The following is a 25,201-nucleotide window of genomic DNA, read 5'->3' as shown; positions in this document are numbered from 1 at the left end:
TTCCCCGGGGCCCCCGCCCCCGCCCCCCTCCCAGCCTCCCTCCACCTCCCCCACCCCTACCCCCTGCCCACCCCACCTCGTGGAGGGAAGAGGAGAGCGGGGTCACGGGGGCGGGCCGCGGGGCCCGCGGGTGGACTGCCCGGCGGGCGAGTGCCCGGAACGGGTGCCGTGGACGGGCTGGGGGTGGACGGCGACCGCGAGGGTGGACGGGGAGTCGCCGGTCACGGCGATGTCCCCCGAGCGGTCGGTCCGCAGGACGGTGGCCCCCAGCGCCCGCAGCCGGTCGACCGTACGCGGTGACGGATGCCCGTACGCATTGCCCTCACCACAGGAGATCAGGGCGAGCCGGGGCCGCAACGCACCCGTCAGGCCCCAGTCCTGATGGGCCGAGCCGTGATGCGCCACCTTCAGGACGTCCACCCGCCCCAAGCGCCCCGACAGGGCGGACTGGGCGGGCGGTTCGAGATCCCCGAGCAGCGCCATCCGCAGTCCTCCGGCCAGCGACACCACCAGTGCCACGCTCGCGTTGTTCGCCCCCGGCACGTCGAGCACCGCCCCGGGATCCGGCCACACCACGTCCCAGGACAACTCCGTACCGGCCGAACGCCGTTCACCCCGGCCCGCCCGCAGCAGCGGCACCCCGGCCCCCGCCGCCCAGGCCACCACCCGGGCAGCCTCACCCGGCGGGTCGTCCAGCACCGTGCCCTCGACCGCGCCCACCTGACGCCCCCGCAACACCCCTGGCACACCCTCGACATGGTCCGCATGGAAGTGCGTCAGCAGCAGGAGCCGCACCGTCGTGACGCCGAGGTCGCGCAGGCACCGGTCGGCGGCCTCCGGATCCGGACCGGTGTCCACCACCACAGCGCTGTCCGGTACGCCGGTCGCCAGGACCAGCATGTCCCCCTGCCCGACGTCGCACATCACCAACCGCCACCCCGGCGGCGGCCAGCCGGTGGCGATCCGGGCGAGCTGCGGAGGGCGCAGCAGGACGGCCAGCAGCACCACCAGCAGGGTTCCCGTCACCAGTACCCCCGCCCAGCGGCGACGGACGGGTGTCGACCGCCCTGGTTCCGCCCGCCGGGGCAGCAGCAGGGGCGCCGCCCAGCAGGCGGCCAAGGTCGCCAGTGCGACCGTCGCCACGCCGAACCAGCCACCGGGCCAGGACAGTTGCCCACCGGGCAGCTCGGCCCCGCGCCGCCCGACGAAGGCGAGCCAGCTCGCGGGCACCCCGGCCGGCCCGGCCAGCAGCCTGGCCGGGGACGGGAAGAGCGGCTGCAGGACGAGCACCCCGAAACCGAGCAGCGTCGCCGGGGCCACCGCCAGCTCGGCCAGCAGGTTGCACGGGACCGCGACCAGGCTGATGTGCCCGGACAGTACCACCGTCACCGGCGCGCACAGGGCCTGCGCCGCCGCCGTCGCCGCCATCGCACCCGCCAGGTGGTGCGGCCAGCGCCGGGCGCGCAGGGACTCGGCCCAGTGCGGCCCGAGCACGAGCAGCCCGGCGGTGGCGAGCACCGAGAGCAGGAAGCCGTAGGAACGGGCCAGGAACGGATCCAGCAGGACGAGGCCCAGGACGGCGCCCGCCAGCGCCGGCACGGCCTGCCGGGGACGGCCGGTGGCCAGGGCCAGCATGCCGATCAGTCCCGTCCCCGCCGCCCGCAGCACGCTGGGCTCGGGCCGGCAGACGGTCACGAAGGCCAGCACCAGCGCCGTGCCGAGCAGGGCGCTGGTGCGCAGCGACAGCCCCAGCAGCGCGGCCAGTCCGCGCCGTTCCGGGGTGCCGGCCTGGCCCGGTGCACCGAGCAGCAGGCCGAGGACGATCGCCAGGTTGGCCCCGCTGACCGCCACCAGGTGCACCAGATCGGTGGCCCGGAAGGCGTCCACCAGGTCGTCGGGCAGCCGCGAGGTGTCACCGACGACCAGCCCGGGGAGCAGCCCGCGCGCGTCCGGCGGAAGCCCGTCGCTGGCCGTGCGCAGGCCCTCGCGCAGCCGCCCGGCGATCCGCTGCGGCAGGTTCGGCGGCGCGAGCCGCCGGGGCGGGCCGTGGACGGCCAGCAGCGCCGCGCACTCGGTGTCGTAGCCCTCCCCCGCCGGGCGCACCTCGGCCTCGACGGCCAGTCGCTCGGACGGGAGCAGGCGCAGCCAGGGCTCGCTCTCCGCCCCGCGGACCAACACGGTCACCGGGGTGTGCGTCCGGGTGGCCCGTCCGTCCGGGAGGACGGTGGCACGGTCGGCCACGGCCTCGACCGTGACCAGGGTCTGCCCGCCGGTGGTGCCGCCCCGGGCGGTGTGGACCTTGGGGTCCCCCTCGACGGTCAGTTCCACCTCCACCACCGGGGCGGGCGTGCCCGGGGAGCGCGGCGGGGCGTGCTCGGCCGCGCGGGCGAGCTCCGGCAACGGCCCCCGGTGCAGGTCGGCGGTGTGCAGCGGGGTCGCGATCGCGGCCGCAGCGCCGCTGAGCAGCACGGCCGCCAACGCCACCGCGGCCCCGCGTCGACGCGGCAGCACCGGCCGGACGAGCAACAGGACGGCGGCGAGCACGGCGGCGCCCGCCAACGAGAGGAACAACACCTCGGCCCCCGGCTCCAGGGGCAGCAGCACCGCCGTGACCAGCCAGGCCGAGAGGGCGGGCAGCAGCAGCCGGAAGTCGGCCGCCGAGGAACGGGTGCGCGGAAGCGGAGCGGTGACGGCGGACACGGTGGTACCTCCCTTCGGGAGCGGCGGCGGAAGAGCGAGCGGTCGAGCGGACGAGCGGTCGAGCGGACGAGCGGACGAGCGGACGAGCGGTCGAGCGGACGGTCGGGCCGTCAGAGGGTCAGGAGCGGACGGAGTTCCGCGAAGGTCCGGACGCCGATGCCGCTGACCTGGCGGAGCTGGTCGATCGATCGGAACGAGCCGTGCGAGGCCCGGTAGGCGAGGATGCGCTGGGCGAGGGTCGGACCGACGCCGGGGAGGGCGTCGAGCTGTTCGAGAGTGGCGCGGTTGAGGCTGACGGGTGGTCGGGCCGGGCCGGCCCCGGGAGGTCCACCGGCAGCTCCGGGAACGGGCACCGGCACGGGCGCCGACGCCTGCTCGCCGACCACGATCTGCTCGCCGTCCGTCAGGACCCGGGCCAGGTTGAGGCCTCGGGTGTCGGTCTCCGGCAGCGGACCGCCCGCCGCCCGCAGGGCGTCGGCCACCCGCGATCCGCCGGGCAGGGTGTGCAGGCCGGGCCGGTGGACCCGGCCGCCGATGTCGATGACGACGGCGGGCTCGACCCCCGGGCCCGCCGAGGACTCGGGTGGACCGGCCCCGCTGCCCGGTGGGCCGTCGGCGGCGGGGCGCCCCGGCTCGGTCGGCGCCGACGCGGCCGCCAGCGCCGGAACGGGCACCGCCTCCGGCCTGGCCAGCCAGAAATGCTGCACCGCGTAACCCACCGCGAAGAGCAGCAGGACGGCCAGCCCCGCCACGGCCCGACGGTCGAGCGCCAGCATCGAGGCGAACCGCAGACGCGCGCCGGCACCCGGCGGGTCGAGGAGGTGCTCCGGCTCCGCGGGCGGTGCGGAGGACACCGGAGCAGAGGAGGGTACGGAAGGCGGCACGGCACACACCGGTTCGTCGTCCGCCGGCAGCAGCGCCGCCATCCGCAGCCGCACCGTCTCGTTGATCGCTTGGCGCTTCGCCGCGCCCGGGCTCAAGGTCGTCATGGCGAGGACGGTAGGAGTCCCGTGGCGAGCGCGCGGAGATTACCGAAAGCCTGTGGATAACCCGGGGGCTGTGGATAAAAAGTGTCACTCACACGAGTGGCGAGCCCACCTCACGGTTGACCGCAGCGCCCCCGCACACCACCGCCCCCACGCAACGCCACCCCGCGCAACGCCACCCCCAACCGCCCCGCCACCCCCGCCTCAGCGCGGCGCGACCACCACCGCGAGCAGCCCCGGCCCGACGTGCGCGCCGATCACCGCCCCGACCTCGCCCACGTACAGCTCCCGCAGCCCCGGCACCCGGCCCCGCAGCCGCTCCGCGAGCGCCTCCGCCCGCTCCCCGGCCGCCAGGTGGTGCACGGTGATGTCCACCTCGCCCTCCCCCGAACGCTCGACCGCGATCTCCTCCAGCCGCGCGATCGCCCGCGACGCCGTCCGCACCTTCTCCAGCGGCTCGATCCGCCCCCCGTCCAGGTGCAGCAGCGGCTTGACCGCCAGTGCCGACCCGAGCAGCGCCCGCGCCGCCCCGATCCGCCCGCCCCGGCGCAGGTGTTCCAGGGTGTCCACGTAGAAGAACCCGCTGGTCCCGGCCGCCCGTCGGCTCGCCGCCTCGGCCGCCTCGGCCAGGTCCCGGCCCACCGCCACGGCCTCGGCCGCCGCGAGCACCCCGTACCCGAGGGCCATGCCGACCAGCCGGCTGTCGACCACCCGCACCGGCACGGGCGCTTCGGCGGCGGCGAGCCGGGCGGCCTCGACGGTGCCGGACAGCTCGCCGGAGATGTGCACCGACACGATGCCCTTCGCCCCGGCCTCGGCGGCCGCCCGGTAGGCGGCGGCGAAGGTCTCCGGGTTGGGCCGGGAGGTGGTCACCCGCTGCTTGCCGCGCAGTGCCTCGGCGACGTCCTTCGGGGAGATCTCGACGCCCTCGCACAGGACCGAGTCACCGACCGCGACGCTCAGCGGGACCACCGTGATCCCGTGCCGGTCGAGGGCCTCCTGCGGCAGATAGGCCGTGGAATCGGTGACAACTGCGAGGTCGGAGGGCATGAGGCGGAGGTTACTCCGCGTTCGTCCGGGAGGACAGCGGCCGCCCGTACGCTCCCCGGGAGGCCTGGAAGGGCCCGCCCGTCTCAGCCCGGATCAGCCCGCCGAGGGCCCCGTCGACGGCTTCCGCAGCCGCTGCGCCAGCTTCGCCAGCGGGTCGGCCAGCCCGAGGAGGTCCTCCGCGCTCGGCCGCCCCTTCCCGTCGGTCAGCCCGGCCCGAGCCGCACCCGACGCAGTACCCGCACCCGCAGCAGTACCCGGCGCTGCACCCGCACCCGCAGCAGCACTCGCACCCGGAGCCGAGGCCGCACCCGAGGCACCCCCCGCCGTGTCCCAGTGCCGCAGCGCCCCCGCCTCGCTCTCGCACTCCTGGCTCAGCCGGCTCAGCTCGTCGTCCGCGAACCGGTGCATCCGGTCCTGCGCCGCCCACCGCATGGTCTCCGCGGCATGGGTGATCCGCTCCGCCCGCTCCCGCAGCTCCGGCAGCTTGGCGGCGATCCGCGCGGTGTCCGGCTCGCGCTCCAGCACCCGCAACTCGCCGTCCAGCTCCGCCGCGTGGGCGTCGAGCCGGGTCAGCAGCGCGAGGGACTCGCCGAGTTGGCCGTCCTGCGCGACTCCGCCCTCCAGCACCTGCCGGGTGCCGTCGAGCGAGGTGCGCAGCTTGAGCCGGACGTTGGCGATCTGCGCGGGCGGGCCGATCTTGGTGTAGGTCTTCGCCTTGAGGGTGGCGGTCTCGACGGCGCGCCGGGCGTTGGCCTCGTGCTTCTCGACCTTCGCGGCGACGGCCTTGGCCGCCTTGACCGTGCCGACCACGGCCAGGACGAGCGTCGCGATCCCGAAGAGCAGGACCAAGCCGATCATCACGCCGAACACGTCCATCGCGCGCCACCTTCCACCGTCGTTCCGGCCCCCAACGAGCCCAACGCGGGCCGCAATGCCGAGGGTTCCACGGTAGCCGCGGCACCGGGCCGCGGGCAGTGCGAAGGGGCCCGACGGGCCGAGATCAGGGACGAATCCGGGATCTCCCCGAGGGCCCGCCCGGCCCCACCGACACCCGCAGCGCCCGCAGCACCCGCACAACGCACCGGGCGGGCGCCCCGAAGGACACCCGCCCGATCACCCGGCCAACCGGCCACCAGGCCGACCAGCCGGAAGGCAGGAAGGTCAGAAGGTCAGCGCCCCCGACCTCCCCGACCTCAGCCCGTCACGATGTTCACCAGCTTCGGCGCCCGAGCGATCACCTTCCGCACCGCCGCGTCACCGATCGCCGCGACGACCGCCGGGTCCGCCAGCGCCAGCGCCTCCAGCTCCGCGTCAGTGATGCTCGGCGCGACCTCCAGCCGGGCCTTGACCTTGCCCTTGATCTGCACGACGCAGGTCACCGCCTCGTCGACCACGTACGCCGGGTCCGCGACCGGGTAGTCGGTGTGCGCCAGCGACTCGCCGTGGCCCAGGCGGCGCCACAGCTCCTCGGCGATGTGCGGGGCCAGCGGCGCGACCATCAGCACCAGCTGCTCGGCCACGACCCGCGGCGTGGAGCCGCGCTTGACCAGGAAGTTGTTCAGCTCGATCGCCTTGGCGACGGCCGTGTTGAAGCGCAGCCCGGCCATGTCGGCGCGGATGCCGTCGATCGCCTTGTGCAGGGCGCGCAGCGTGGCGTCGTCCGGCTGCTCCTCGGTGACGACCAGCTCGCCGGTGGCCTCCGAGACGACGTTGCGCCACAGCCGCTGCAGGAAGCGGTACGAGCCGACGACGGCCCGGGTGTCCCACGGGCGGGAGACGTCCAGCGGGCCCATCGACATCTCGTACAGGCGCAGGGTGTCCGCGCCGTACTCGTCGGCGATCTCGTCCGGGGCGACGGCGTTCTTCAGGGACTTGCCCATCTTCCCGGCCTCGCGCTTGACCGGCTCGCCCTGCCAGAAGTACGCGCCGTCGCGCTCCTCGACCTCGGCGGCGGGCACCGGGAAGCCGCGCTCGTCGCGGTAGACGTCCGCGGTGATCATGCCCTGGTTGAACAGCTTGTGGAACGGCTCGACGGAGGAGACGTGGCCCAGGTCGTGCAGCACCTTGTGCCAGAAGCGCGCGTACAGCAGGTGCAGCACGGCGTGCTCGGCGCCGCCGACGTACAGGTCGGCGCCGCCGGCCGGCTTGGCCGCGGTCGGGCCCAGCCAGTAGCGCTCGTTGGCCGGGTCGACGACGGCGTCGCTGTTGGTCGGGTCGACGTAGCGCAGGTCGTACCAGCAGGAACCGGCCCAGTTGGGCATGGTGTTGGTCTCGCGGCGGTAGGTCCGGACGCCGTCGCCCAGGTCCAGTTCGACGGTGACCCAGTCCTCGTTGCGGGACAGCGGGGTCTCCGGCGAGGAGGCGGAGTCGTACGCGTCGTAGGTGCGCGGCGAGTAGTCGTCGACCTCGGGGACCTCGACCGGCAGCATCGACTCGGGCAGCGCGTGCATCACGCCGTCCTCGTCGTAGACGATCGGGAAGGGCTCGCCCCAGTACCGCTGACGGCTGAACAGCCAGTCGCGCAGGCGGTAGTTGACGGTGCCCTCGCCGATGCCGCGCTCGGTCAGCCAGGCGGTGGCGGCGGCCTTGGCCTCGACCACGCTCAGCCCGTCCAGGGACAGGTCCCCTTCGGGGCGGGCCGAGTTGACGATGACCGAGTCGTAGGTGTCGAAGGCGTCGTCCCACTCGGCCGGGTCGGCAACCCGCCCGTCCGTCGGCTCGACGACGCAGCGCATCGGCAGCGCGAAGGCGCGGGCGAAGTCGAAGTCGCGGTGGTCGTGGGCGGGGACGGCCATGATGGCGCCGGTGCCGTAGCCCATCAGCACGTAGTCGGCGATGAACACCGGGACGGGCGCGCCGCTGACCGGGTTGACGGCGTAGGCGCCGGTGAAGACGCCGGTCTTGACCTTGGCCTCGACCTGGCGCTCGACGTCCGACTTGGCGGCGGCCGCGGCCCGGTAGGCGGCGACGGCCTCGGCGGGGGTCGCGGCGCCGCCGGTCCACTCGGCGGGCACGCCCTCCGGCCAGGCGGCGGGGACGATCTGGTCGACCAGGCCGTGCTCGGGCGCCAGCACCATGTAGGTGGCGCCGAACAGGGTGTCGGGCCGGGTGGTGAAGACGGTGATCTTCCCGCCGTCGACGGCGAAGTCCACCCGGGCGCCCTCGGAGCGTCCGATCCAGTTGCGCTGCTGCAGCTTGATGGCCTCGGGCCAGTCCAGCAGGTCCAGGTCGGCGATCAGGCGGTCGGAGTACGCGGTGATGCGCATCATCCACTGGCGCAGGTTGGACTTGAACACCGGGAAGTTGCCGCGCTCGGAGCGGCCGTCCGCGGTGACCTCCTCGTTGGCCAGCACGGTGCCCAGGCCGGGGCACCAGTTGACCGGCACCTCCTTGGCGTACGCCAGGCGGTACTCGCCCAGCACCTCGTCGCGCTCGGCGGCGGACAGCTCGGCCCAGGTGCGGCCGTCCGGCAGCTCACGCGCGCCGGACTCGAAGGCGGCGATCAGCTCGGCGATCGGACGGGCCTTGCCGGCCGCCTCGTCGTACCAGGAGTTGAAGATCTGCAGGAAGATCCACTGCGTCCAGCGGTAGTAGTCCGGGTCGATCGTGGAGATCGAGCGGCGCGGGTCGTGGCCCAGGCCCAGCCGGCGCAGCTGGTGGCGCATGTTGGCGATGTTGGCCTCGGTGGAGACCCGCGGGTGGGTGCCGGTCTGCACCGCGTACTGCTCCGCGGGCAGACCGAAGGCGTCGTAGCCCAGCGTGTGCAGCACGTTGTGGCCGGTCATCCGCTGGTAGCGGGCGAAGACGTCGGTGGCGATGTATCCCAGCGGGTGGCCGACGTGCAGGCCCGCGCCGGAGGGGTACGGGAACATGTCCATGATGAAGCTGTGCGGCTTCGCGGCGACGTCACCGGCGGACGGGTCGGCCAGCTCACCGGTGGGGTTGGGGGCGTGGAAGGTGCCCTCCTTCTCCCAGATGTCCTGCCAGCGGGACTCGATCTCCGCCGCCAGCGCGGCGCTGTACCGGAACGGCTCGGTCGCGGTCTCGGCCGCGCCGGACGCAGGGGTCGTCTCGCTCATGGTCCTTCAAGCTCCATCGGTGTCAGTTGGCGAACCGCGCGACGCGGCCGACCGTGGACCCGTCCCACGACGCGGGCGGGGGCGGAAAACAAAAAATCCCCTCGCAGGAGGGGACGCCACGCCGACTCCGGCACCGCCCGAGGGCGCGGCCGGTCCTGGTCAGCGCGGCCGGCTAAGGAGCAGGCGCACGGTTCGCATGGGCTCAGGGTACCGCAAGCAGGTCAGGGCCCTCCGGGCCGTCCCACCGGCCGACCACCTCCACGCGGGGGCCCCTCACCGCGCCCGGCGTCCGCCCCGAATCGCCCGCCCCCACGCGGGGGCCCGTCACCGCGCCCGGCGTCCGCCCCGGAGCCCCCTCCCCCACCGGAGCCCGTCACCGTCCCGGCGTCCGCCCCGCCGCCTCGAAGTCCCGCAGCGCCCTGGCCAGCCGCTCCGACTGCATCCCCGCCGCGAGCGAGCGCGCCAGCCCCGCCGTCCGGGCCGCCTCCCGCTGGTCGCCGAGCCGCCGGTGGGTCTCGGCGAGCCGGACCATCAGCAGTGCCTTGGCGCGGGCCCGCCCCGGCCCGAGCCCGGCGACCGCCTCGGCGAGCAGCGCCTTGGCCATCCGGTGCTGGCCGAGCGCCAGCCGCCCCTCCCCCACCATCCCGGCGAGGTCGGCCCGGGCCTCCTCGGTGCCGGGGAGGCCGTCGAGTTCGGCGAAGGCCCGGGCGGCGGCCGCCTCGGCCTGCTCGCCCTCGCCGCGGCGGCCGTGGGCGCGGGCGATCCGGCCGAGCTGGCGGGCCCGGGCGGTGGGGCTGAGCGCGGGGCCGTGGGCGTCCAGGGCGGTGCGCAGCGCGGTGACGGCGTCCAGGCCGCGGCCGCCGCTGCCCTGGGTGGCGAGCACCACCAGTGCGCCGAGGCCGCCGACCCCGAGCCGGGCGTCGCCGCTGACGTGGGCGGCGCGCAGCGCGGCGACGAAGGCCCGCTGGGCGGCGGCGTCGTGGCCGAGGTCGTACGCGGCCCAGCCGGCCAGCCGGGCGAGTCTGCTGGCGGTGCCGTACAGCTCGCGGCCGAGCCGTTCGTCGTACGCGCCGAGTTCCAACAGCTTGGCCAGCATGGCGAGTTCGGCCCGGGCGGGGCCGAGGACGAGGCCGCCGCCGCAGGAGCGTTCGAGGCGCTGTTTGCTGCGGTAGGACAGCCCGAGCTCGCCGGCCAGGGTGGGGTCCACGCGCAGGGCGCCCTCGCCGCCACCGACCGGCGGTGGCGGCGAGGAGAGCCGTTCGGCGGCGTGGTCGAGGTCGGCGCCGCGGAACAGGTCGGTGAGGCGGACCGGCCCGGCGTCGGTGGCGGCCTCGCGCAGCGCGGTCTGCGCGGTGTCGGCGGTCCACGGGTCGGTGAGCAGCCGGGGCGAGAGGATCTTGGCACCGCGGTGGCCGCCCATCCGGCCCCAGAGCTGCTCGTAGGTGACGGCTATGCCGAGGGTGCGGCTGAGCACCTCGCAGACGGTCTGGTCGTGCGGGCTGCGCGGCACCATGCCGCGGTCGCGCCACTTGTACGGGGCGGTGGAGCTGATCGCCAGGCCGGGCGGCAGGGCCAGGCTCACCTCGCGGGCGAGCCGTTCCGGACTCCAGCCGAGCTGGTGCAGTATCCGGGCCAGCTCCTCGTTCCGCCTTCGCTGCAGATCGGCCATGGCACGACGGTAGCGGTCTTTCCGGCTCGCCCGCCGGTGGCATGCACACAACGGCGAAGAGCCGCCACCCGATTCGGGTGGCGGCTCTCAACCACTGTGGAGCTATGGGGAATTGAACCCCAGACCTCTTGCATGCCATGCAAGCGCTCTACCAACTGAGCTATAGCCCCTGGACCTGCGATGTCACCGGGCTTCCCGTCGTTTCCGTCCGGTTTCCCTTGGCGACATCGATTACTTTACACGGTCCGGGGCGTGCTCCTGAAATCCGTTTCCCGGGACGGTCCCGGGAAACCGCAGGCAGCCGCCGGTGGCTCCGTCAGCAGCGCCCGGCGCAGCAACACCCGACGGTCGGCTCAGCCGGCCCGGCGCACCGCCCGCCGGCTGCGCTCGGCGTACGGCAGGCACGTGGGCGAGCCGGTGCGGGAGGAGCACGTGCGGCGGCTGTCGGCCCGCAGCGAGCTGTTCCGGGAGGTGTGGGCCCGCCAGGAGGTGGCGCCGCCGAAGACCCTGCTGCGGATCTTCCGCCACCCGGAGCTCGGCGTGCTGCGGCTGAACGCGACGTACCTGACGATGCCGGGCGTGCCCGAGTGCTACATCGTGGTGTACGTCCCGGAGGACCCGGACGACCGCGAGCCGGTCGGGCGGCTCGACTCCCTGCCGCCGGGCGGCTGGCGGCACACCTGCAAGCCGTGAGCGGCCCGGGCGACGGGCGCACCTGGCCCGCCCGACCCGCCCGACCCGCCGCGAAATGCCGGAAGGCCGCCACCCGATGGGTGACGGCCTTCCGAACTACTGTGGAGCTATGGGGAATTGAACCCCAGACCTCTTGCATGCCATGCAAGCGCTCTACCAACTGAGCTATAGCCCCGCGACGCGGGCGACCCTGGCTCCGGAACTCCGATTTCCACGACCGCCGATGCGGAGTGGAGCTATGGGGAATTGAACCCCAGACCTCTTGCATGCCATGCAAGCGCTCTACCAACTGAGCTATAGCCCCGCACTCGCCGGATCTCCCGCTTCCCTTCCGGGCCGCGTTCCTTCCCTGCGAACGAGGAAGACTCTAGCCGGTCAGGGCCGGAACTGCGAAATCCGCTTCTTCCACGCCCCCCGCGCGGGCCCCGGGAGCCCCCTCGACCGCACGCGGCCCACGCACAGCCCACCCGCCGTCGCCCGACGACCGCCGCCAACCCGCCGTCGCCCGACGACCGCCGCCCGCCCGTCGGCGCGCCCCGACCGAAGCGCGCCGACGGGCGGAGCCGCCCGGGTCGACCCTCAGGTGTCGTCGCCGATGACCGGCTGCGGGAGCGTGCCCGCGTTGTGCTCCAGCAGCCGCCAGCCGCGCGTTCCCTGGCCGAGCACCGACCAGCAGCAGTTGGACAGCCCGCCGAAGCGCTCCCACACGGGCGGCTCCAGGTCGAGCAGCCGCCCGAGCATGGTCCGGATGGTCCCGCCGTGGCTGACCACCACCAGCGTGCCGTTCTCCGGCAGCTTGCCGACGGCCTCCAGCACCACCGGCACCGAGCGGTCGGCCACCTCGGTGGCCAGCTCGCCGCCACCGCGGCGCACCGGCTCCCCGGCCGCCCAGGCCGCGTACTCCTCCGGGTACCGCTCACGGATCTCGGCGTTGGTCAGGCCCTGCCAGGAGCCCGCGTAGGTCTCGCGCAGGCCCTCGTGGTGCTGGACGTCCAGCCCGGTGACCGCGGCCAGCTCCTCGGCGGTGCGCCGGGCGCGCTTGAGGTCCGAGGAGATCAGCAGGTCGGGGTGGAGGCCGGAGAGCAGTCGGGCCGCCCGCTGGGCCTGCAGCACGCCCTGGCCGGTCAGCTCGATGTCCGTGCTGCCCTGGAACCGCGATTCGAGGTTCCAGGCGGTCTGACCGTGCCGCCAGAAGACGATGCGCGGGCCGCGCGCGTCCCGGCTCAGTGCAGGTCCTCGGGCTTGCCGAAGTCGTCGGCCGGGGCGACGGCGTTGCCGGCCTCGTCGGTGATCGCGTCGGGGCGGTTGCGCGACTCCAGGGCGTCCGCCGGCAGCGGGAGCTCGGGGCAGTCCTTCCAGAGGCGGTCCAGCGAGTAGAAGGAGCGCTCCTCGGCGTGCTGGACGTGCACGACGATGTCCAGGTAGTCGAGCAGGATCCAGCGGCCGTCGCGCTCGCCCTCGCGGCGCACCGGCTTGATGTCCAGCTGCTCGCGCAGCTGGTCCTCGATCTCCTCGGCGATCGAGCGGACCTGGCGGTCGTTGTTCGCGGAGGCGATCAGGAAGGCGTCGGTGATCGACAGCACCTCGCTGACGTCGAACGCGATGATGTTGTGCGCGAGCTTGTCGGCCGCCGCCTGCGCGGCGACGGTGATGAGCTGCTGGCTGTGGTCGGTGACGGTCACGGTGTTCTTCCGGCTCGGCGGCTTGGGGCGGCCCCGGCACGGCGGCCGGGGTCGCCTTCCAGGATCTCACGCCGCCCCTGCGGCCTCGGAACGCATTTCCGGGGCCGCAGGGGTCCGCCGGCCTCCGCACGGACGGCGGCGGCGCCGGCTACTGGTTCTTCGGCGGCTGGTAGTCCTTGCCGAGCACGACCACCAGGTCCGCGTTCTGGGCGTCGCCGACCTTCTTCACCGCCGTGTCCGGCAGGCCCAGGCTGGTCGCCAGGGACTTCGCCGCGGCCTGCTTGGCGTCGTCGGTGTAGCGGATCTCACTGGTGGCCTGCGGCGCGGTCTTGGCGCCGCCCGGGATGAACGTCAGGCCCGAGTTGACGATCTGGACCTGTGCGGCGGCGCCCGCCGCGTCGTTGCCGGAGGCGTCCTGCAGCGCGACCCGGGCGGGGGCGTCGCCGGCCGACGCGGACTTCACGGTGCCGCCGAGCACGTCCTTGACCTGCTTGCCCGCGGTCGCCTCGTCCAGGGTGCCGTCCGGCTTGACGGTCAGCGCGGTGGTGCCGAAGTGGCCGTCCTTGGCCTGCTGGGCGAGCTGGGCGAGCACCCCGGCCAGGGCGTCCTCGGGCAGCGAGGGGTCGAGCACCGCGTTCATCCGGTGCACGTCGTCCTTGGCGTCCTTGAACGCGGTCGGCATGGTGCGCACCAGCGCGTCCATCACCTGGCCGAACCGGGCCAGTTGGGCGTCCCGGTTCTCGTTCGGCCCCTGGAGGGTGGCGTAGGCGACCGCGGCCTTCCCGCTGAGCAGGGTGTTCTTGCCCGCCGGGGCGAGCACCTTGCCGTCCGGCTTGCCGCCCTCGTGGGTCTCGGCGTTGGTGTCCACCCGGATCCCGCCGAGCTGGGAGACCAGCAGTTCCAGGTACGGGGTGTCCAGCCGCCAGGTGCCGGCCACCGGGGCGCCGAGCACGGTGGACAGGCCGTCGCGGGTCGCCGAGGCGCCGATCGCGTCCATCGCCTGGCCGACCGTGGTGACCGGCGGGTCGCCCGGGCCGGGCAGCCGCAGCACGTCGGGCAGCAGCAGCACCGTGCCCTTGTGCCCGGAGACGTCGTCGACCAGCAGCGCGCTGGACACCTTGCCCTGGAGGTCGCGCAGGTGGACGACGTTGACCTGCCGCCCGCCGGCCGCGGCGGCCGCGGTCGGCTTGTCCCCGGTGAACCACAGGTAGCCGCCGACGCCGCCGGCCGCGAGCGCCAGCACCACACCGAGGCCGATCAGCCGGTTCTTCAGCTTGCGGCGGCGTTCGGCGCGCACCTCGCCGCGCGACTCGGTGAACTTCAGCCAGTCGATGACGTCCTCGGACTCCTCCGCCTCCTCCTCGGCGAAGGAGAACTCGCCCGTCGCGTAGGCGTCCTCGGGGGTCCGGCCGGCGGCCTTGCCGGGGCGTGCCCCGGCGACCTGCTCGGACGGTGCCGCCGGCTCGGCGGGGGCCGTCGCCCCGGCCGGCCGGGGCGTGCGCCGGCGCGGCGGCGGCACCACGACGGGCGCGGGCGCGGCGGTGGGCGCGGCGGCGGGCGCCCCGGGCTGCGGCTCGGCGACCACCGGGGTGGCCTGCGCGGCCGGTGCGGCCTGGTACGGCTGCTGGTACCCCTGGTCCTGGTAGCCCTGCTGCTGGTAGCCGTACGGGTCCTGCCCGTACACCGGCTGCCCGTACTGGTCGTACTGCTGCTGCTCGTACTGCTGCCCGTACCCCTGCTGCTGCGGGAACTGCCCGCCCTGCTGGTAGCCCTGGGCCTGCTGCCCGCCGTACGAACCCTGCCCGTACACCGGCTGCCCGTACTGGTCGTACTGCTGCTGCTCGTACTGCTGCTCGTACGCCTGCGGCTGCTGCCCCTGCGGGTAGGCCTGCCCCTGCCCCTGGTAGGGCTGCTGGTACTGGCCGGTGGACCACTCCTCCGGCCGCTGCCCGCCGCCGTTGCCGTTGCCGTTACCGCTGCGATCGGTCACGCCCGCTCCTGGCTCAGGTCCCGTGCGGCGTCGCGTACAGCGCCCGCTTGTCGATGTAGCGGACCACGCCGTCCGGGACGAGGTACCAGACCGGCTCGCCCTTGGCGACCCGGTTGCGGCAGTCCGTGGAGGAGATGGCCAGCGCCGGGACCTCCACCAGGGAGACCCCGCCCACCGGGAGACCGGCGTCCGACAGGGTGTGTCCCGGCCGGGTGCAGCCGATGAAGTGGGCCAGCGAGAAGAGCTCGTCGGAGTCGTGCCAGGACAGGATCTGGGCCAGCGCGTCGGCGCCGGTGATGAAGAAGAGATCGGCGTCCGGGTGCATCGCGTGCAGGTCGCGCAGGGTGTCGACGGTGTACGTCGGGCCCTGGCGGTCGATGTCGATCCGGCTCACCGAGAACTGCGGGTTCTCCGCGGTGGCGATGACCGTCATCAGGTAGCGGTCCTCCGCCGGGGTGACGTGGCGGTCGCTCTTCTGCCAGGGCTCACCGGTCGGGACGAAGATCACCTCGTCCAGGTGGAACGCGCTGGCCACCTCGCTCGCGGCGACCAGGTGGCCGTGGTGGATCGGGTCGAAGGTGCCGCCCATCACGCCGAGGCGCTTCTTCACCGGTTCCGGTCCGCCGGGATTCCCGGCCTGCTCTCCCATGCCGCCACACCTTACGCGACGCCCGTTGCGGGACGGGAACGGCCGTGTGGGGGTTGCCCGGAGAGGCCGTGCGGGGCCCGTCCGGAGATGCGTGAGGGAGCGGCCGGCCCGTTCGGCCGGACGCTCCCCGAGCGGTCCGTGGTCCCGGCTCAGCGGTCCCGGTTGAAGCGGGTGACGATGAAGAGCAGGAGCATCAGGATGAACAGCGCGGCGCCACCCGTCAGCAGCGGGTTCAGGCTGTCGTGGTTGCCCCCCTCGCCCTCGGCGAGGAGGTTCAGAACGGGGAGTGCGGCAGCAGTGCTCATGGTCGTCGGGACCTTCTCGGCTCGGTGAACGGACCTGGGGGTGGTTCCGGGCCGGTGAGGGCCCACCCGTCATCGTACGGGGGGTTACGCGGCAACCGCTCGGCGGCCCACCGCCGCTGACCGGGTGTGAGCCCGCACCGCGGGGAGGCGGGGTCTACTGGCCGCGGAAGGCGCGGGCCATGATCCAGACCAGCAGGCCGATCCCGACGACCGACGCGATCACGATGATCCGCAGGAACAGGCCCGGACCGGGCTCGTCGGAGATGGGGGCGGCAAGGCTGACCAGCGCTTCGGTGGACATCTGAGGGACTCCTCGTACTGCTCGTACCGCGGCCGGGTCCGGTCTCGGTTCTCCAGGGGAATCAGGGTAAACCCGCTTCACAACGGCGCCGCCCACCGACCCCCCGGGACCGGCCCGCGCCGCGCGTACCCTGGCCCCGGGGACGAGTACGCAACCGCGGACGTTGCACGGACAGTCGTTGCACACGAGTTGCGGACCAAGCCGACGAGCACCCGACTCGTCGCAGTCGAAGACCAGCGGGGGGCCGGCCACTGCGCCGGGGCCGCCGTCGACCAGGAGGTACTCAGACCATGACCGACCCGACCGCGAACACCCCGAGCCGGCGGCGCACCCGTTTCCCCGAGATCTCCACCCGGGCCTGGGAGCACCCCGCCGACCGCTCCGCACTGGTCGCCCTGCGCCGGCTGTCCGGCTTCGACGACGTCCTGAAGAAGCTCGCCGGGCTGGTCTCCGAGCGCTCGATCCGGCTGATGTTCCTGGCCACCGCCGTGAAGACCTCCGAGCGCCAGTTCCCCGAGCTGAACGACATGGTCCGGGACGCCGCCTACGTGCTCGACCTGGAGCAGGTCCCGGACCTCTACGTCACCCAGGACCCGACGGTCAACGCGTTCACGATCGGCATCGACACCCCGATCATCGTGATCACCAGCGGCCTGGTCGAGCTGCTGGACGAGGAGGAGCTGCGCTCCGTCATCGGCCACGAGGTCGGCCACGCGATGTCCGGCCACGCCGTCTACCGGACGATGCTGATGATCCTCACCAACATCGCCACCCGGATCGCCTGGGTGCCGCTCGGCAACCTGGCGATCATGGCCATCGTCACCGCGCTCAAGGAGTGGTTCCGCAAGGCCGAGCTGTCCAGCGACCGGGCCGGCCTGCTCGCCGGGCAGGACCTCCAGGCGTCCATGCGGGCCCTGATGAAGCTGGCCGGCGGGCACAACCTGGCCGAGATGAACGTCGACGCCTTCCTGGAGCAGGCCGAGGAGTACGAGAAGGCCGGGGACCTGCGCGACGGCGTGCTCAAGCTGCTCCAGCTGCTGCCGCAGACCCACCCGTTCGCGGTGGTCCGGGTCGCCCAGCTGAAGAAGTGGGCGGAGAGCGACGAGTACCGCTCGATCATGGCCGGCGCCTACCCGCGCCGCACGGACGACCGGGACACCTCGGTCGGCGAGCAGTGGAAGGCCGCCGCCGAGCACTACACGACCTCGGTGAAGGAGAGCAAGGACCCGCTGATGGGCCTGCTCCGGGACGTGGCCGGCGGCGCCGCGACCGTCGGCGGCAAGCTGCGCGACACCTTCACCGGCGGCCCCCGCGGCGGCGCCTCCCCGGACGACGCCAAGGACCGCGACCAGGGCTGAACCACCGCCCGGCGGGCCGGGGCCCCCCCCCGGGCCCCGCCCCCCCCCCCGCCCCGGGGCGCCCCCCCCCCCCCCCCCCCCCCGCCCCCCCGCGCCCCCCCCCGCGGGGGGGGGGGGGCCCCCCCCGGGCCCCCCCCCCCGCCGCGCCGTCCCGGTTCAGCTCCCCGCCAGCACCCCGCACACCTGCCAGGCCGGCCGCGCGTGGTCGCCCGGGTCCACCGGCGACGGCGGCGCCACCGCGGTGCCCTGCGCGGTGGCCAGCACCGGCTGCAGGAAGCCCGCCAGCGAGGCGGTGCACGGGTCCGGCCCGGCCTGCAGCACCGCGTCCACCAGCCGCAGCTGCGCCGTGGCCAGGTCCACCCGGTCGAACTGGAAGGTCAGCTCGCGCCGCACGGTCTGCAGGGTGACCGGCGCCCCGGCCGCCGCACCGGCCGGCTTCAGCGCGTACACGAAGGTGTGGTCGGTGGTGATCTGCAGGGTGCCGTTGTCCGCCTCGTCGACCCGCATCGCGCCGACCACCTCCACGGTGTCGGAGGCCAGCGCCACCTGCGCCGGGTCGAACCGGACGATCCAGCCGGTCACCGCGTGGTGCCGGTCGTCCACCGGCTGGGCGGTGCCCGCGTCGAACTGCGCCTGCTCGCCGGGCGTCACGAAGGTCCGCACGTCCGCGGTGGCCCCCTGGACCAGCGCCGCGGGCGCCAGCGAGGACGCCACCAGGTAGCGCTGCACGGTGTCCAGCGCCTTGGTCACCTCGACCTTGCTGTAGTGCTCGGTGGCCGCCCCGGTCGGGGTGTTCAGCCCGGTCGTCCCCACGCCGTACCCGGGCGGCAGCGCGGCGAACGGGTGCGCCGGGTCGGCGACCGGACGGACCGTCGAGGCCGGGCTCAACGCGACCAGGCTGACGGTCAGTTGGCTGCCCTCCGGCCGCACCGGGACGCCGTTGGGCGAGTTCACCCCGAAGTACACCGCGGCCCCGAAGGCCACCAGGATGATCAGCAGCAGGGCCAGCGCCTGACGCGGCACGGTGCCCAGCGGACCGAGCCGCACCCGGGCCCGGGTGGCCTTGCCGAAGGAGCCCGCGAGCCGCTCCCGGGCGGACAGTTCCTGGATCCGGGCAGCCCGCACGAACGATTCGTCGAACACGACGGACCGGAACTCGTCCTCGTTGCCGGAACCGCCCTCGGGCGGACCCTCAGGAGGTTCGCGCGGGTCACCCATACCACCAGGGTAGGCGTACACCAGCCCCGCCACGAGGGCCTCCGCGCAGATTGCCGGGGACGCTGCGTGACCGGCCGCCCCGGGCGTGCGCCGCCGCTTCCCCGGTCAGCCCGCGGGCGCGGTGACCACCAGCGACGGCTCGGCCGGCGCGGACCGCGGGTCCGCCCCCGGACTGCTGCTGCCCGACTCCGGGCGCCGGGGCGCGCCCGAGGAGCCGCCCACGCCCTGGTAGATCGCCGCGACCGCCACCGCCACCAGGCTCACGCCCATGATCACGGCGAGCACCCAGGCCACCGGCCGGTGCCAGCGCTGCTGCGCCACGTACCGCCCGCGGGCACGCACCGGGTCGTAGGGCCGCCCCCACCGTCGGCCCCGACGGCCGACCGTCCGGCCCGGGCCCGACCACGGATCGGGGTACAGGTGGTCCTCGTCGAGCCCGCTCGGGTACGGGCGCAGCTCCAGCGGCAACCCGTCCCCGGCCGTGCTCTCATGGCTCCAACCCGGTCCCGCGCCGTCCGGCTCGAACCGCGCCTCGGCCGCGGCGAGCCGCCGCTCCTTGGCCGTCGGCTCGTGCACGGCGGCGGACCGGACGAAGGCCTCATCGAAGACCACGGTGGCGAACTCGTCGTCCGCACCACCGTGGTCGGCGCCGTCGGGGTACGGCAAGCCCCCCACATCCTCAGCCACGGATTCAGCGTATTACCGGCCGGGCGATTTGTCTGTGGCTCCCGGCAGTTGGTCCGTCACACGTGTGACGGAGCACCGCTCAGCGGTCCTCCGCTCCCCCGCCGACGGTCTGCGTCGCCTCGCCGCGGACGTGCCCGTCCCCGGTGACGATGTACTTGGTGCTGGTCAGCTCCGGCAGCCCCATCGGGCCGCGGGCGTGCAGCTTCTGGGTGGAGATGCCGATCTCCGCGCCGAAGCCGAACTCGCTGCCGTCGGTGAAGCGGGTGGAGGCGTTGACCGCCACCGTGGTCGAGTCCACCAACTGGGTGAAGCGGCGGGCGGCGGCCTGCGAGGTGGTGACGATCGCCTCGGTGTGGCCGGAGGACCAGCGGCGGATGTGCTCGACGGCGGCGTCCAGCGAGGGCACCACGGCCGCGGCCAGGTCGTACGACAGGTACTCGGTGCCCCAGTCCTCCTCGGTGGCCGGCACCACGGTGGCACCGCTGCCCTCGGCGGCCTTGAGCACCGCCTCGTCGCCGTGCACGGTCACCCCGGCCCCGGCCAGGGCGGCCAGCGCCAACGGCAGGAAGGCGTCGGCGACGTCCTGGTGCACCAGCAGCGTCTCGGCGGAGTTGCAGACGCTGACCCGCTGCGCCTTGGAGTTCAGCAGGATGCCGACGGCCATCGCCAGGTCGGTCCGCGCGTCCACGTACACGTGGCAGTTGCCGGTGCCGGTCTCGATCACCGGGACGGTCGAACCCTCGACCACGGTGCGGATCAGCGAGGCCCCGCCGCGCGGGATCAGCACGTCGACCAGGCCGCGGGCGCGCATCAGCTCCTGCACCGAGTCCCGGCTCTCCCCCGGCACCAGCTGGATCACGTCGGCGGGCAGCCCGGCCGCGACGACGGCGTCCCGCAACACGGCGACCAGCGCGGTGTTGGAGCGGTAGGCGGAGGCGGAGCCGCGCAGCAGCACCGCGTTGCCGGACTTCAGGCAGAGCGCGGCGGCGTCCACCGTGACGTTCGGCCGGGCCTCGTAGATGATGCCGACCACACCGAGCGGCACCCGCACCTGGCGCACGTCCAGGCCGTTCGGCAGGGTGTAGCCGCGCACCACCTCGCCGACCGGGTCGGCCAGCCCGGCCACGTCGCGCACGTCGGCGGCGATCGCGGCGATCCGCTCGTCGGTCAGGCTCAGCCGGTCGATCACCGACTCGGCCGTCCCGGCCCCGCGGGCCCGGGCCACGTCCTCGGCGTTGGCCGCGACGATCTCGGCGCTGCGGGCCACCAGCGCGTCCGCGATCGCCAGCAGCGCGGCGTCCTTGGCCCGGCGCGGCAGCGGGGCCAGCGCGGCGGCGGCCTCCCGGGCTCGGCGCGCTACGGCGAGGACGGGGCTGTCGGCGGTGCTCAGGTCGCTGGTCATGCCGCAAGGGTAGCGACCGGGCCGTCCCACCGAGCCCTGTTTCCGCCCGGTGAGACGGCCCGTACGCGCTCAGTACCCGTGCCCGCTCAGTACGGGTGCACCCCGCTCAGTACGGGTGCACTCCGCCCAGGTGCGGCGGCGGATCTCCGAAGCCCTCCGCCACCCGCTTGTGGTACGTCGCCCGGTCGACCACCTCCAGCCCGACGATCTCCCACGGCGGCAGGCCGGCCGTCACCTTGTGCTCGCCCCACAGCCGCAGCGCTATCGCCGCCGCGTCGTGCAGGTCCCGGGCCTGCTCCCAGTACCGGATCTCGGCGTGGTCGGCCGCGTAGCGGGCGGTCAGGAAGAACGAGTGGTCGTGCGCCAGCTGCTCCAGCGAGGCCCGTAGCGAGGACAGCGGGGTGGTCTGCCCGGCCACGCTCAGCACCACGTGCCACAGCCGTGCCTGCTCCGGCACGTTGGGCGGGTCCGCGGCCTGCGCCCGCTGCGGCCGCAGTCTGCGCACCCCGCCGGGCCTCTGCGGCGGCGGACCGGCCGGCTCGGCGGGTCCGTCCCCGCGTCCGCCGTCGATACTGGTCAGCCGCCGGCCCGCCGTCCCTCCGGTCAGCGCTGCCTCGCGCCTGCGTTCCACCGGCGGCCTCCTGTTCGGCGATGTCGTGTCGTCCCCCACCGGACCCGTCGGCCCTCGGCCGACCGGTACGGCTGCGCCCCTCCTCGCCCGCGGCCGGGCCGCTCCCGGTACGGAGCGGCCCGCCGACCGCACTGCGCCGCACGACCGGTGCCGGCCGAACGGCCGGTCAGCCGTGCAGAACGACCAGGTCGTCGCGGTGGACGACCTCGCGCTCGTACCCGGCGCCGAACTCCTGGGCCAGGTCGCGGGTGGACCGGCCGAGCAGGCGGGGCAACTCCTTCGCATCAAAGTTGACCAGTCCGCGGGCCACGATGTGGCCGTTTTCGGCAAGAAGGTCCACCGGATCACCCGCGGTGAAGTCCCCGTCGACCTTGGTCACCCCGGCGGGCAGCAGCGAGGCGCCGCCGGAGACCACCGCCTCGACCGCACCGGCGTCCAGGTGCAGGGCGCCGCGCGGGCTGCTCGCGTGGGCCAGCCAGAGCATCCGGCCGGAGCTGCGGCTGCCGGTGCGCCGGAAGAGCGTGCCGGTGGGCCGCCCGGCCAGCGCGTCGGCGGCGTGGCTGGCGGCGGTGAGCACCACCGGGATGCCCGCGCCGGTCGCGATCCGGGCCGCCTCGACCTTGGTGACCATGCCGCCGGTGCCGACCCCCGCCTTGCCGGCGCTGCCGATCTGGATGCCGTCGAGGTCGTGCGGGCCGCTGACCTCGGCGATCCGGCTGGTGCCGGGCCGGGACGGGTCGCCGTCGTAGAGGCCGTCCACGTCGGAGAGCAGCACCAGCAGGTCGGCCCGGACCAGGTGGGCGACCAGCGCCGCCAGCCGGTCGTTGTCCCCGAACTTGATTTCGGCGGTGGCCACGGTGTCGTTCTCGTTGACGATCGGCATCGCGCCCATCGCCAGCAGCTGGTCCAGCGTCCGGTAGGCGTTGCGGTAGTGGGCGCGGCGGCTGGCGTCCTCGGCGGTGAGCAGCACCTGGCCGACCCGGATGCCGTACCGGGCGAAGGAGGCGGTGTACCGCGCGACCAGCAGTCCCTGGCCGACGCTGGCGGCGGCCTGCTGGCGGGCCAGGTCCTTGGGCCGCTTGTCCAGGCCGAGCGGGGCGAGTCCGGCGGCGATGGCTCCGGAGGAGACCAGGACGACCTCGGGCGCGTCCGGTCCGCTACGCACCTTGGCGAGCGCGTCCACCAGGGCGTCCACCCGGTCGGCGTCCAGGCCCCCGGCCGCCGTGGTGAGTGAGGAGGAGCCGACCTTGACCACGATCCGGCGTGCGGTCAGCACCTCCTCCCGCAGTGAGTCCTCGCTCATCTCGCTGTACGCCCTTCCGGTGTGGTGCGGCCGCGGCGGGTCCCGGCCGGGCCGTCGTCCCCGCAATCTACGCGATCCGCGCAGGTCACCCCCAGGGAGTTCCGACGGCTGGACCCGGGCCGACCGGCCCCCGCCGAAGTGCCCGGCCGCGCGGGCGGGGTGACGGTCCGTCAGGCCGGAAGGACGCGCACGGCCCCGCCACCTCGACGGGTGGCGGGGCCGTGCGCGTCATCGACCGCCGGACTCAGTGGTCCTCGTCGTCGTCCTCGATGGCCGCCTGCCGGCCGCTGGAGAGCGCCTCGAAGGCGAGGTACTCGGCCTCGGCCGCGTCCCGCCCCTTCTGCTTCTCGCGCCGGCGGTCGACCGCCGGGCGCTGGGTCTCCATGCGGTGGTCCTCACCGCGGCGGCCGAGCATCTCGGCACCGGCGGCCATGGTCGGCTCCCAGTCGAAGACGACGGCGTTCTCGTCCGGGCCGATGATGACGGTGTCGCCCTCGTGGGCGCCGACCTTCCACAGCCGGTCCTCGACGCCGAGGCGGGCCAGCCGGTCGGCCAGGTAGCCGACGGCCTCGTCGTTGCTGAAGTCGGTCTGGCGGACCCAGCGCTCCGGCTTGACGCCGCGGATGCGGTAGGCGCCGTCCTCCTCGGTGATGGTGAAGCCCTCGTCGTCCACGGCCTTGGGCCGCAGCACGATCCGGGTGGACTCCTGGACCGGCTTGGCGGCGCGCGCCTCGGTGACGATCTGCGCCAGCGCGAAGCTCAGCTCGCGCAGGCCCTTGCGGGAGGCGGCGGAGACCTCGAACACCCGGTAGCCGCGCTCCTCCAGGGAGGTGCGGGTGAGGTCGGCGATGTCCTGGCCGTCCGGGACGTCCACCTTGTTGAGCGCGACCAGACGCGGGCGGTCCTCCAGACCGCCGTACTGGGCGAGCTCGGCCTCGATGGTCTCCAGGTCGGTCAGCGGGTCGCGGCCGGGCTCCAGGGTGGCGCAGTCCAGCACGTGCACCAGCACCGAGCAGCGCTCGACGTGCCGCAGGAACTCCAGGCCCAGGCCGCGGCCCTGGCTGGCACCGGGGATCAGGCCGGGCACGTCGGCGATGGTGTAGACGCTCTCACCGGCGGTGACCACACCGAGGTTGGGGACCAGGGTGGTGAACGGGTAGTCCGCGATCTTCGGCTTGGCGGCGGAGAGCACCGAGATCAGCGAGGACTTGCCGGCGCTCGGGTAGCCGACCAGCGCCACGTCGGCGACGGACTTGAGCTCCATGACGATGTCACGGGCCTCACCGGGCTCGCCGAGCAGCGCGAAGCCGGGGGCCTTGCGGCGGGCCGAGGCCAGCGCCGCGTTGCCGAGGCCGCCGCGGCCGCCCTGGGCGGCGATGAAGCTGGTGCCGTGGCCGACCAGGTCGGCGAGCACGTTGCCCTGGCGGTCCAGCACCACGGTGCCGTCCGGCACCAGCAGGACGAGGTCGCCCCCGAGGGCGCCGGTGCGGTGGCCGCCGGCGCCGGGCTTGCCGTTGGCGGCCTTGCGCTTGGGCGAGTGGTGGTACTCCAGCAGGGTGGTGATCTGCGAGTCCACGGTGAGGATGACGCTGCCGCCCTCACCGCCGTTGCCGCCGTCCGGTCCGCCGAGCGGCTTGAACTTCTCGCGGTGCACGGAGGCGCAGCCGTGGCCTCCGTTACCCGCGGCGACGTGAAGTTCGACGCGGTCCACGAAGGTGGTCATGGGTGTGCCTCCAGTACGGATGAGTCTGCTTGCTTCTGCGTAAAGCGCGAAGGGTGGACCGGAACATTCCGGCCCACCCTTCGTTGTGAGTCGTCAGGCGACTCGTGAGTCCGCGGGGACTCAGGCCTCGACGGCCACGATGTTGACGACCTTGCGGCCGCGACGGTTGCCGAACTGCACCGCACCGGCGGTCAGCGCGAACAGGGTGTCGTCGCCACCACGGCCGACACCGGCACCCGGGTGGAAGTGGGTGCCGCGCTGGCGGACGAGGATCTCGCCGGCCGAGACGACCTGGCCACCGAAGCGCTTCACGCCAAGGCGCTGGGCGTTCGAGTCACGGCCGTTACGAGTAGAGCTTGCGCCCTTCTTGTGTGCCATTTTTCGCTATCCCCTTACTTGCTGACCGAGTCGATGCTGGTGATGCGCACCGCGGTGTGCTTCTGACGGTGACCCTGACGACGGCGGTAGCCGGTCTTGTTCTTGTAACGCAGGATGATGATCTTGTCACCCTTGGTCTGGTCGACCACCTCGGCGTGAGCCTTCACGCCGGCCAGGACCCACGGGTCGGAGGTGACGGCTTCACCGTCGACGACCAGGATGGTCGAGAGCTCCACCGAGTCACCCGGCTTGGCCTCGATACGGTCGATCTCCAGCACGTCGCCGACGGCGACCTTGTGCTGGCGGCCGCCTGCGCGAACGATCGCGTACATGCGGTACCTACTTTCCCAACTCGGTCGGAACTCCCGACGCCAGCCACCTGGGTACGGACACAGGA

At 74.1% G+C, this 25,201-nt stretch carries 22 protein-coding genes and 3 tRNA genes; 2 read left to right on the top strand and 23 right to left on the bottom strand.

The window, feature by feature from the left end:
* Positions 1–102: 102 nt before the first annotated feature.
* From ACIP4P_RS12640 to ACIP4P_RS12610, 7 genes are all read right to left on the bottom strand, one after another.
* Positions 103–2,700: a ComEC/Rec2 family competence protein gene (locus ACIP4P_RS12640; RefSeq protein WP_400917277.1), complete on the bottom strand. Its 2,598-nt coding sequence runs from the start codon at positions 2,698–2,700 to the stop codon at positions 103–105.
* A gap of 110 nt (positions 2,701–2,810) precedes the next feature.
* Positions 2,811–3,689 carry a helix-hairpin-helix domain-containing protein gene (locus tag ACIP4P_RS12635; protein ID WP_400917275.1) on the bottom strand — a complete coding sequence of 293 codons (879 nt, stop codon included), beginning with the start codon at positions 3,687–3,689 and terminating at the stop codon, positions 2,811–2,813.
* A gap of 201 nt (positions 3,690–3,890) precedes the next feature.
* A complete protein-coding gene (locus ACIP4P_RS12630; protein WP_400917273.1) occupies positions 3,891–4,736 on the bottom strand; it encodes a DegV family protein in 846 nt (281 codons plus the stop codon).
* A 93-nt stretch (positions 4,737–4,829) separates the two neighbouring features.
* Positions 4,830–5,612 carry a hypothetical protein gene (locus ACIP4P_RS12625; protein WP_400917271.1) on the bottom strand — a complete coding sequence of 261 codons (783 nt, stop codon included), beginning with the start codon at positions 5,610–5,612 and terminating at the stop codon, positions 4,830–4,832.
* 317 nt (positions 5,613–5,929) lie between these two features.
* The gene (gene leuS / locus ACIP4P_RS12620; protein WP_400917269.1) at positions 5,930–8,815 is read right to left on the bottom strand and encodes a leucine--tRNA ligase; all 2,886 of its coding nucleotides are present in this window, start codon (positions 8,813–8,815) and stop codon (positions 5,930–5,932) included.
* Between the two features lie 373 nt (positions 8,816–9,188).
* Positions 9,189–10,484 carry a hypothetical protein gene (locus ACIP4P_RS12615; RefSeq protein ID WP_400917267.1) on the bottom strand — a complete coding sequence of 432 codons (1,296 nt, stop codon included), beginning with the start codon at positions 10,482–10,484 and terminating at the stop codon, positions 9,189–9,191.
* Between the two features lie 97 nt (positions 10,485–10,581).
* Positions 10,582–10,654 (bottom strand) — tRNA-Ala (locus ACIP4P_RS12610).
* A gap of 10 nt (positions 10,655–10,664) precedes the next feature.
* Between ACIP4P_RS12610 and ACIP4P_RS12605 the strand changes: the two genes are divergently transcribed.
* Positions 10,665–11,177, top strand: a complete 513-nt coding sequence (locus tag ACIP4P_RS12605; RefSeq protein WP_400917265.1) for a hypothetical protein — start codon at positions 10,665–10,667, stop codon at positions 11,175–11,177.
* A 102-nt stretch (positions 11,178–11,279) separates the two neighbouring features.
* Here the strand turns inward: ACIP4P_RS12605 and ACIP4P_RS12600 are convergent.
* The 8 genes from ACIP4P_RS12600 to ACIP4P_RS12565 form a co-directional block, all read right to left on the bottom strand.
* Positions 11,280–11,352: transfer RNA gene (locus tag ACIP4P_RS12600), tRNA-Ala, on the bottom strand.
* 56 nt (positions 11,353–11,408) lie between these two features.
* A tRNA-Ala gene (locus ACIP4P_RS12595) sits at positions 11,409–11,481 on the bottom strand.
* 275 nt (positions 11,482–11,756) lie between these two features.
* Positions 11,757–12,404: a histidine phosphatase family protein gene (locus ACIP4P_RS12590; RefSeq protein WP_400917797.1), complete on the bottom strand. Its 648-nt coding sequence runs from the start codon at positions 12,402–12,404 to the stop codon at positions 11,757–11,759.
* Positions 12,401–12,859, bottom strand: a complete 459-nt coding sequence (gene rsfS, locus ACIP4P_RS12585; RefSeq protein WP_350510951.1) for a ribosome silencing factor — start codon at positions 12,857–12,859, stop codon at positions 12,401–12,403. Before rsfS ends, ACIP4P_RS12590 begins: the two co-directional genes overlap by 4 nt.
* A gap of 148 nt (positions 12,860–13,007) precedes the next feature.
* Complete coding sequence (locus ACIP4P_RS12580) at positions 13,008–14,849, bottom strand: LytR C-terminal domain-containing protein (protein ID WP_400917263.1); 1,842 nt, start codon at positions 14,847–14,849, stop codon at positions 13,008–13,010.
* A gap of 13 nt (positions 14,850–14,862) precedes the next feature.
* The gene (gene nadD / locus ACIP4P_RS12575; RefSeq protein ID WP_400917261.1) at positions 14,863–15,498 is read right to left on the bottom strand and encodes a nicotinate-nucleotide adenylyltransferase; all 636 of its coding nucleotides are present in this window, start codon (positions 15,496–15,498) and stop codon (positions 14,863–14,865) included.
* A gap of 149 nt (positions 15,499–15,647) precedes the next feature.
* The gene (locus ACIP4P_RS12570; protein WP_350510948.1) at positions 15,648–15,803 is read right to left on the bottom strand and encodes a hypothetical protein; all 156 of its coding nucleotides are present in this window, start codon (positions 15,801–15,803) and stop codon (positions 15,648–15,650) included.
* A gap of 154 nt (positions 15,804–15,957) precedes the next feature.
* Positions 15,958–16,104 carry a hypothetical protein gene (locus ACIP4P_RS12565; protein WP_350510947.1) on the bottom strand — a complete coding sequence of 49 codons (147 nt, stop codon included), beginning with the start codon at positions 16,102–16,104 and terminating at the stop codon, positions 15,958–15,960.
* 290 nt (positions 16,105–16,394) lie between these two features.
* On the opposite strand from ACIP4P_RS12565, the gene ACIP4P_RS12560 reads away from it, so the two are divergent.
* Positions 16,395–17,462 carry a M48 family metallopeptidase gene (locus ACIP4P_RS12560; RefSeq protein WP_400917258.1) on the top strand — a complete coding sequence of 356 codons (1,068 nt, stop codon included), beginning with the start codon at positions 16,395–16,397 and terminating at the stop codon, positions 17,460–17,462.
* Between the two features lie 156 nt (positions 17,463–17,618).
* Here ACIP4P_RS12560 and ACIP4P_RS12555 read toward each other — a convergent pair whose 3' ends face one another.
* From ACIP4P_RS12555 to rplU, 8 genes are all read right to left on the bottom strand, one after another.
* Entirely contained in the window at positions 17,619–18,680 is a 1,062-nt protein-coding gene (locus ACIP4P_RS12555) for a hypothetical protein (RefSeq protein ID WP_400917256.1), read from the bottom strand.
* 105 nt (positions 18,681–18,785) lie between these two features.
* Entirely contained in the window at positions 18,786–19,355 is a 570-nt protein-coding gene (locus tag ACIP4P_RS12550) for a hypothetical protein (RefSeq protein WP_400917795.1), read from the bottom strand.
* A 91-nt stretch (positions 19,356–19,446) separates the two neighbouring features.
* Positions 19,447–20,769 carry a glutamate-5-semialdehyde dehydrogenase gene (locus ACIP4P_RS12545; protein WP_400917254.1) on the bottom strand — a complete coding sequence of 441 codons (1,323 nt, stop codon included), beginning with the start codon at positions 20,767–20,769 and terminating at the stop codon, positions 19,447–19,449.
* A 106-nt stretch (positions 20,770–20,875) separates the two neighbouring features.
* A complete protein-coding gene (locus ACIP4P_RS12540) occupies positions 20,876–21,400 on the bottom strand; it encodes a hypothetical protein (protein WP_350510942.1) in 525 nt (174 codons plus the stop codon).
* Positions 21,401–21,566: 166 nt separating this feature from the next.
* Positions 21,567–22,703: a glutamate 5-kinase gene (gene proB / locus ACIP4P_RS12535; RefSeq protein WP_400917251.1), complete on the bottom strand. Its 1,137-nt coding sequence runs from the start codon at positions 22,701–22,703 to the stop codon at positions 21,567–21,569.
* Positions 22,704–22,947: 244 nt separating this feature from the next.
* Positions 22,948–24,426, bottom strand: coding sequence for a GTPase ObgE (gene obgE, locus ACIP4P_RS12530; protein WP_400917249.1), 1,479 nt, complete (start codon positions 24,424–24,426; stop codon positions 22,948–22,950).
* A 120-nt stretch (positions 24,427–24,546) separates the two neighbouring features.
* Positions 24,547–24,804 carry a 50S ribosomal protein L27 gene (gene rpmA, locus ACIP4P_RS12525; protein WP_030058248.1) on the bottom strand — a complete coding sequence of 86 codons (258 nt, stop codon included), beginning with the start codon at positions 24,802–24,804 and terminating at the stop codon, positions 24,547–24,549.
* 14 nt (positions 24,805–24,818) lie between these two features.
* A complete protein-coding gene (rplU, locus tag ACIP4P_RS12520) occupies positions 24,819–25,136 on the bottom strand; it encodes a 50S ribosomal protein L21 (RefSeq protein WP_320440935.1) in 318 nt (105 codons plus the stop codon).
* Positions 25,137–25,201 lie beyond the last annotated feature (65 nt).

The organism is Kitasatospora sp. NPDC089509 (genome assembly GCF_044749365.1).
Lineage (GTDB): Bacteria > Actinomycetota > Actinomycetes > Streptomycetales > Streptomycetaceae > Kitasatospora.
This window is presented reverse-complemented; position numbering and strand designations above follow the sequence as displayed.

Excerpts from the sequence above, each read along its gene's own strand:
- nadD (WP_400917261.1), bottom strand. The coding sequence starts at position 15,498 with ATGGGAGAGCAGGCCGGGAATCCCGGCGGACCGGAACCGGTGAAGAAG.
- ACIP4P_RS12555 (WP_400917256.1), bottom strand. The coding sequence starts at position 18,680 with ATGGGTGACCCGCGCGAACCTCCTGAGGGTCCGCCCGAGGGCGGTTCC.
- leuS (WP_400917269.1), bottom strand. The coding sequence starts at position 8,815 with ATGAGCGAGACGACCCCTGCGTCCGGCGCGGCCGAGACCGCGACCGAG.
- ACIP4P_RS12570 (WP_350510948.1), bottom strand. The coding sequence starts at position 15,803 with ATGAGCACTGCTGCCGCACTCCCCGTTCTGAACCTCCTCGCCGAGGGC.
- ACIP4P_RS12625 (WP_400917271.1), bottom strand. The coding sequence starts at position 5,612 with ATGGACGTGTTCGGCGTGATGATCGGCTTGGTCCTGCTCTTCGGGATC.
- ACIP4P_RS12635 (WP_400917275.1), bottom strand. The coding sequence starts at position 3,689 with ATGACGACCTTGAGCCCGGGCGCGGCGAAGCGCCAAGCGATCAACGAG.
- ACIP4P_RS12560 (WP_400917258.1), top strand. The coding sequence starts at position 16,395 with ATGACCGACCCGACCGCGAACACCCCGAGCCGGCGGCGCACCCGTTTC.
- ACIP4P_RS12630 (WP_400917273.1), bottom strand. The coding sequence starts at position 4,736 with ATGCCCTCCGACCTCGCAGTTGTCACCGATTCCACGGCCTATCTGCCG.
- ACIP4P_RS12545 (WP_400917254.1), bottom strand. The coding sequence starts at position 20,769 with ATGACCAGCGACCTGAGCACCGCCGACAGCCCCGTCCTCGCCGTAGCG.
- rpmA (WP_030058248.1), bottom strand. The coding sequence starts at position 24,804 with ATGGCACACAAGAAGGGCGCAAGCTCTACTCGTAACGGCCGTGACTCG.
- ACIP4P_RS12565 (WP_350510947.1), bottom strand. The coding sequence starts at position 16,104 with ATGTCCACCGAAGCGCTGGTCAGCCTTGCCGCCCCCATCTCCGACGAG.
- ACIP4P_RS12615 (WP_400917267.1), bottom strand. The coding sequence starts at position 10,484 with ATGGCCGATCTGCAGCGAAGGCGGAACGAGGAGCTGGCCCGGATACTG.
- rplU (WP_320440935.1), bottom strand. The coding sequence starts at position 25,136 with ATGTACGCGATCGTTCGCGCAGGCGGCCGCCAGCACAAGGTCGCCGTC.
- obgE (WP_400917249.1), bottom strand. The coding sequence starts at position 24,426 with ATGACCACCTTCGTGGACCGCGTCGAACTTCACGTCGCCGCGGGTAAC.
- proB (WP_400917251.1), bottom strand. The coding sequence starts at position 22,703 with ATGAGCGAGGACTCACTGCGGGAGGAGGTGCTGACCGCACGCCGGATC.
- ACIP4P_RS12605 (WP_400917265.1), top strand. The coding sequence starts at position 10,665 with ATGTCACCGGGCTTCCCGTCGTTTCCGTCCGGTTTCCCTTGGCGACAT.